The organism is Mesorhizobium sp. M0833, from assembly GCF_040319905.1.
Lineage (GTDB): Bacteria > Pseudomonadota > Alphaproteobacteria > Rhizobiales > Rhizobiaceae > Mesorhizobium.
In genome coordinates this window covers 1-6,431 of sequence record NZ_JAMYOQ010000069.1, presented here as the reverse complement: position 1 = coordinate 6,431, position 6,431 = coordinate 1, and the positions used below count along the sequence as shown (strand labels likewise).

At 63.2% G+C, this 6,431-nt stretch carries 5 protein-coding genes; 2 read left to right on the top strand and 3 right to left on the bottom strand.

Annotated features, from left to right (window positions below):
* Window positions 1–377, bottom strand: a 377-nt coding sequence (locus NKH98_RS32605) for a transposase family protein (RefSeq protein WP_352904281.1), incomplete at its 3' end; no start/stop codon positions are given.
* Between the two features lie 185 nt (window positions 378–562).
* Here NKH98_RS32605 and NKH98_RS32600 point away from each other — a divergent pair.
* Complete coding sequence (locus NKH98_RS32600; RefSeq protein WP_352904280.1) at window positions 563–2,887, top strand: NADP-dependent malic enzyme; 2,325 nt, start codon at window positions 563–565, stop codon at window positions 2,885–2,887.
* A gap of 12 nt (window positions 2,888–2,899) precedes the next feature.
* Here NKH98_RS32600 and NKH98_RS32595 read toward each other — a convergent pair whose 3' ends face one another.
* The gene (locus NKH98_RS32595; RefSeq protein ID WP_352904279.1) at window positions 2,900–3,520 is read right to left on the bottom strand and encodes a DUF1287 domain-containing protein; all 621 of its coding nucleotides are present in this window, start codon (window positions 3,518–3,520) and stop codon (window positions 2,900–2,902) included.
* 258 nt (window positions 3,521–3,778) lie between these two features.
* Here NKH98_RS32595 and NKH98_RS32590 point away from each other — a divergent pair, with 258 nt between their 5' ends.
* Window positions 3,779–4,981, top strand: a complete 1,203-nt coding sequence (locus NKH98_RS32590) for a DUF2865 domain-containing protein (RefSeq protein WP_352705555.1) — start codon at window positions 3,779–3,781, stop codon at window positions 4,979–4,981.
* On the opposite strand, the gene gltX is transcribed toward NKH98_RS32590, so the two are convergent.
* Window positions 4,899–6,272: a glutamate--tRNA ligase gene (gltX, locus tag NKH98_RS32585; protein ID WP_352904278.1), complete on the bottom strand. Its 1,374-nt coding sequence runs from the start codon at window positions 6,270–6,272 to the stop codon at window positions 4,899–4,901. The genes NKH98_RS32590 and gltX overlap by 83 nt on opposite strands.
* Window positions 6,273–6,431 lie beyond the last annotated feature (159 nt).

The following is a 6,431-nucleotide window of genomic DNA, read 5'->3' as shown; positions in this document are numbered from 1 at the left end:
AAGCCCTTCTCGTAGGCCCGCCGCAAAGCCTTGCCGTCAAGCGACACCACCTCGGGCGTCTCTCGGCTGGCTCGGGCGAAAGCTGCGGCAAAGGCCGCAAAGGCGCGACCAAAGGCCTCCGGGTCGAGCAGGCGTAGCAGCCGCGAGAAGGTGTCGTGGCTGGGAGCTGCGTCATAGTCGATCAGCCGCGACAGCGCCTGCTTGCGCTCCTGCGCGAACAGCGCGAACTCCGTCGCATTGCTGGCACCACACAGGCTTGCCGCGATCATCATCACGATCAGGTCGCCAAGCCGGTGCGTGGCGTTGGGCGCGCGTGGATCAGGCACCGCGCCAAAGTAGCTCTCAAGGCAGGAAATGGCAGTCGCTCCTTCGCTCAACTGCCTCTCCAAAGAATCCTTTCTCAGCCTAAACTCAACCCCAAAATCGCCATATGCGATTCCCCTGGGAGGGCGGGGGTGCAAGCCGCAAGCTCGCGCTTGCGACATATCACCTCTCGAAAAGCCTCGGCTGCATGCTAAGAGACTCAAAGCACCAAACGGACTGAACTGAGGAGGCGGCCGTCATGACAGGCGAAAGCAAGAAGGCGGCCCGATCCGACCTCGACGAAGCGGCGCTCTATTTCCATAAGCACCCCCGTCCCGGAAAGCTTGAAATCCAGGCGACGAAGCCGCTGGGCAATCAGCGCGACCTGGCGCTTGCCTATTCGCCGGGCGTCGCCGCACCCTGCCTTGAAATCCGCGACGACCCGGCAACCGCCGCCGACTATACAGCCCGCGCCAATCTGGTCGGCGTTGTCACCAACGGTTCGGCGGTGCTGGGCCTCGGGAATATCGGTCCGCTCGCCTCCAAGCCGGTGATGGAAGGCAAGGCGGTGCTGTTCAAGAAGTTCGCCGGCATCGATGTCTTCGACATCGAGATCGACGCACCGGGTATCGAGCGCATGGTCGAAACGATCTCGGCGCTGGAACCAACCTTCGGCGGCATCAACCTGGAAGACATCAAAGCGCCCGAATGCTTCGAAGTCGAGGAGCAGTTGAAAGCCCGCATGGGCATACCAGTCTTCCATGACGACCAGCACGGCACCGCCATCATCGTCGCCGCCGCCGTGCTCAACGGGCTGGAATTCGCCGGCAAGTCCATCTCGGACATCAAGATCGTCACGTCGGGCGCTGGTGCTGCGGCGCTTGCCTGCCTCAACCTGCTGGTCTCGCTCGGCGCGCGGGTCGACAACATCTGGGTCACCGACCGGTTCGGCGTCGCCCATAAGGGCCGCGTCGAGGAGATGGACCGCTGGAAAGACCCTTATGTGAAGGACACCGAGGCGCGTACGCTGGCCGACGTTCTGCCCGGCGCCGATGTGTTTCTCGGCCTGTCTGCCGCCGGCGTGCTGAAGCCGGAATTGCTCCACCACATGGCGCCAAAGCCGCTGATCCTGGCGCTGGCCAATCCCAATCCCGAAATCATGCCGGAAGCAGCACGGGCGGCGCGGCCCGACGCGATGATCTGCACCGGCCGCTCCGATTTCCCCAATCAAGTCAATAACGTACTCTGTTTTCCTTACATCTTCCGTGGCGCGCTGGATTGCGGCGCAAGCGCCATCAACGAAGAGATGAAGATGGCTGCTGTGCGAGCGATTGCAGCGCTCGCCCGCGAAGAGCCGTCCGACGTTGCCGCGCGTGCCTATTCCGGCGAGACGCCGATCTTTGGTCCGGAGTTCCTGATCCCCTCGCCTTTCGATCCGCGGCTGATCCTGCGCATTGCCCCTGCTGTCGCCAAGGCAGCTTGCGAGACCGGCGTCGCGACCCGGCCGATCACCGATTTCGCCGCTTATATCGACAAGCTGAACCGCTTCGTCTTCCGCTCCGGCCTGGTCATGAAGCCGGTGTTCTCGATGGCCAAGACGTCGAGCGCCAAACGCGTCATCTATGCCGACGGCGAGGACGAGCGCGTGCTTCGCGCCGCCCAGGTCGTGCTCGAGGAAGGCATTGCCGAACCGATCCTGATCGGCCGCCCGCATGTCATCGAGGTGCGGCTGAAGCGCTACGGGCTGCGCATCAAGCCGGGCGTCGATTTCGGCTTGATCAACCCGGAAGACGATCCGCGTTACCGCCACTATGTCGACCTTTTGATCGAGCTTGCCGGCCGGCGTGGGGTGACGACGGAAGCCGCGCGCACCATGGTGCGCACCGACAATACGGTGATCGCGGCCCTTGCCCTGAAGCGCGGCGACGCCGACGCCATGGTCTGCGGGCTCGAAGGCCGTTTCGAGCGCCATTTGCGCAACGTGACGCTGATCATCGGGCCGCGCCCCGGCATCAAGGATCGCGACCTGTCGACGCTGTCCATGCTGATCTCGCAGCGCGGCATCATTTTCCTCACCGACACCCATGTCTCCGTCGATCCGACCGCCGAAGAAATTGCGGAAATGACCGTTTTGGCGGCCGAGGAAATTCAGCGTTTCGGCATTGAGCCCAAGGCAGCGCTGCTGTCGCATTCTGATTTCGGCTCCCGCGATTCGCCAAGCGCTATGAAGATGCGGCAGGCGGCGGCGATCCTGGCGCGCATCGCGCCCGACCTGCAATGCGACGGCGAGATGCATGCCGACTCGGCACTATCGGAGCAGCTGCGCCAACGCGTCTATCCGCATTCGCGGCTGAAGGGCGAAGCCAATCTGCTGGTGTTTCCCAATCTCGATTCGGCGAACATCACGCTGACCGCGCTGCGCACGATGATGGACGCGCTGCATGTCGGCCCGATCCTGCTCGGCACCGACAGCCCGGCGCACATATTGACACCGTCGGTCACCTCGCGCGGCGTCGTCAACATGACGGCACTGGCAGTGGTCGAAGCCGCGCATAAGGCGCAAGCCATCGTCGATCTGGGCTAGCGATGGGCCTTCTCAGACTGGCTTGAACCGGAAATGCCCTGTCTGCCTGAAGGCAAACAAAGTGTCCTCTTCTCTGGCGCCGCCGCCGATGTTGTGAATAACCAGCCTTCTTGTCAGCACCACAGTGGAGTGATTGGACGACACGATGGCAATATGCGACAGATTGCCGGGCAGCATCTGGGCGACGAGATCCCCAGGCCGATAATCGGCGGGGTCTTGGCTGACGGGCAAGGCAGCACCGCGCCGTTCGAAATAGACCGCAAGATTGGGCACACGGCGGTGGTCGATGTTGCGGTCGGGCGCCTTCAAGCCCCAAGCCTTCGGATAGGCGGCAAAATTGGCCCGCATATCCTCATGCACCAATTCTTGCAGGTCGAGATCGAAGGCGCGGCGATAGGCACGGATCACGACATCCGTGCACACACCCCGCTCTGGCTCAACGTCCCCGCCCGGATAGGCCAGGCGTGTATAGGTCGGATCGTAGAGCGTGGTGACGCCGATCTGCTCACGAGCGGCTTCGACCAATCTGGTGCCCCAATCCGGCGTGACAAGCTTTTCCTGCGCCATGGCGACCGGCATCGCCAGGCATAAAAGACCAAATTGCACCGCGGCTCGACGGGTAATCGAGGTCATCCCAAGCCTCCGGGCATTACTGAATCCAGGCATTCTTCTCGGCGAATACGCCTTTTTCGTGCAACGCCAGGATGTCGCGGTTCTGGTCCTGTCCGAAAAGGCCGTGGGGGGTGGTCGGCATGACAGCCCTCGTCGTGATCGCGCACAGGCGCAAGCCATCGCCGATTTGAGCCGAAGCCGGAATCGGCGGTATGCTAAACGAACGGTTAACCGCGAGCGCGGTAGTTCTGAATGACAGGCAGGTGGAGGTCCGGAGGGATGACGGGCGCACATTGCAAGCTGACGCGGGCAGCCGCGCTGCTCGGCGTCCTGCTACTGTGCGGCATTGCCGTCACTCAGTCGCAGGCCGCTTCGCGCCTCTGCCGCCAGCTTGAAGCTGATCTTGCCGCCGCTTCTCGTGGTGGCGGCGGCAAGCCGGGCCTGCTCAGGAAATACGACGACGCGATCGTCCGGCAGCGCCAGCAGATTTCAAAAGCCGTCAGCCAGTCCAGCAGCGCCGGCTGCGGCTTTTCGCTGTCTCGCCGCAACGCCAACGCATGCGTGGCACTCGACGCCACCATCGATCGCATGGCTGCCAATCTCGACGCCTTGCAGGCCAAGCGCACTGAGCTTGCCGACGGTGGTTCGCGACGCGATCGCGCGCGCATATTGGCCTCGCTTGACGCCAATGGCTGCCACGATGATGCGGCGTCGACGCCCACACCGGTCCGCGAAGCCAGCCGTGAAAACGGCAACCGAAGCCTGCTCGACCAGCTTTTGGGCAGTGAACCTGGTGCGCCCGACCAGCCCGAAGAGCTCGACCAGGCTGAAGAGCTAAGTCAGCCGCGCAACATCCGCAGCATCCTCAACAACGCCGACGAGTTGGGCCAGCCGCGAGGCGAATTCCGCACCATGTGCGTGCGGACCTGCGACGGCTATTTCTTCCCGATGTCGAATGCTGCCTCGCTGGGCGATTTCGAGCGCGACCAGAAGAATTGCGAATCGAGCTGCCCCGGCACCGAGATGCAGGTTTTCTACACGCGCGGCATGAACGACGATTCGGCGTCGATGACGTCTTCAGTGACCGGCAGGCCTTATATCGAACTGTCGACGGCCTACCTCTACAAGCAATCCGACACGCCCCGGCCGCCGACCTGCGGCTGCAATGCCGTGCAAAATTTCCAGATTATCGCCGGCAACCCGCCAACCCCGGCACAATCCGAGGCGAGCGTGGAGACCACCCCGTTCATTCCGCTGCCGGTTGCCAAGCCTGATCCGGGCGCCGACCCGGAGACCTTGGCCAATTCGCAAGGCGGCCTCGACCGTGAGGCGATCAGACGGCTTGCCGCCAAACCTGTGCCCTCGCCGACATCGCTGCCGCCGCCGGAGCAGCGCAAGGTCAGGGTCGTCGGGCCAACGTTCCTTCCCGACCCAGCAGCGGCAACAGATCTGCAAGCTCCGGACCGGAAGACTGTCCCGTAAGCGCCAGCCTGAGCGGCATGAACAGGGCCTTGCCCTTGCGGCCGCTCGCCGCTCGGATCTTGCCCGTCCAGTCCTTCCAGACGGTGCCGTTCCAAGGCTCTTCCGGCAGCAGCTCGAATGCCTGGCGAAGAAAGTCGCGGTCCTCGTCGGAAAACTCCGCCGGCTCCTCTGGACCGTCTCGAAGCGTACGCCACCAGATCGCCGCATCGGCCAGTCTGTCGAGATTGCCGCGCACCGCCAGCCAGAAAGGCTCGGCCTGTTCGCCGGAGATGCCGAGCACGATCAGCCGGTCGCGCGCCTCTGAAAACGGCATGTGGTGCAGCAGCGTGCAGTTGAGCACGAAGAGCTCGTCCGGGTCGAATTTGGCGGCGGATTTCGATGTTGCAGCCGGATCGAAGCGCTCGGCTAGCTCGGCCATCGTTGGCACCGCTACGACGTTTTCCGAGGTACCGACGAGCACCGCCAGCGAAGCCACCGCCATCGGCTCGATGCCGCCCTCACGCAGGCTCTGGATGGACAGCGCGCCGGTGCGCTTCGAAAGTCCCTCGCCTGATGCCGTTGTCAGGAGATTGTGGTGGCCGAACGCCGGCGGCTCCGCGCCAAGTGCTTGGAACAGGGCTATCTGGACGCCGGTATTGGTGACGTGGTCGTCGCCGCGAATGACATGGCTGACGCCCATGTCGATGTCGTCGACAACCGAAGGTAATGTATAGAGGTAGGTGCCGTCCTCACGCCGCAGAACCGGGTCTGAAAGCGAGGCGAGGTCGACGGTTTCTTCGCCGCGCACCAGGTCGTTCCAGTGGATTTCGGTGCGCTCCGGCTGCAGCGGATCACTGGTGAAGTTGGGCAGCAGAAAGCGCCAGTGCGGCCGCCGCCCATCGGCCCCATATTCCGCCACTTGCTCAGCTGTCAGCGTCAACGCCTCACGGCCATAGACTGGCGGCAGGCCACGCGTGCGGCGCACCTTGCGCCTCAGGTCGAGCTCTTCGGGCGTCTCATAGCAAGCATAGACGAGGCGCGCCTCCTTCAGCTTCTCCAGTGCGGCATCGTAGATTTCCACGCGCCGCGACTGGTACTCCGTGGCGTCGGGGAAGATGCCCAGCCAATGCAGGTCATACAGGATAGCGTCGGAAAACTGCTGCGTCGAACGGGCAACGTCGGTGTCGTCGAAGCGCTGGATGAAGCGGCCTTTGTTCTTGATGGCGAACAGCCAATTGAACAAAGCGGTGCGCGCATTGCCGATATGGATGCGGCCGGTCGGTGACGGGGCGAAACGGACGGTAACTGTCATGAGCGGGGCGTACCGGATGGTTTTGCTGTTGACAAGACGCGCCCCCGCGCTCGGCGGCAGACATAGAACATGACAAAGGCGAAGAAAAGACTGCAGCGCCCCCCCACGATAAAAACCGGGGGGGCCAGTGTCTTTTAAACAAAAACCCACCCCCCACAC

Excerpts from the sequence above, each read along its gene's own strand:
- NKH98_RS32600 (WP_352904280.1), top strand. The coding sequence starts at position 563 with ATGACAGGCGAAAGCAAGAAGGCGGCCCGATCCGACCTCGACGAAGCG.
- NKH98_RS32595 (WP_352904279.1), bottom strand. The coding sequence starts at position 3,520 with ATGACCTCGATTACCCGTCGAGCCGCGGTGCAATTTGGTCTTTTATGC.
- NKH98_RS32590 (WP_352705555.1), top strand. The coding sequence starts at position 3,779 with ATGACGGGCGCACATTGCAAGCTGACGCGGGCAGCCGCGCTGCTCGGC.
- gltX (WP_352904278.1), bottom strand. The coding sequence starts at position 6,272 with ATGACAGTTACCGTCCGTTTCGCCCCGTCACCGACCGGCCGCATCCAT.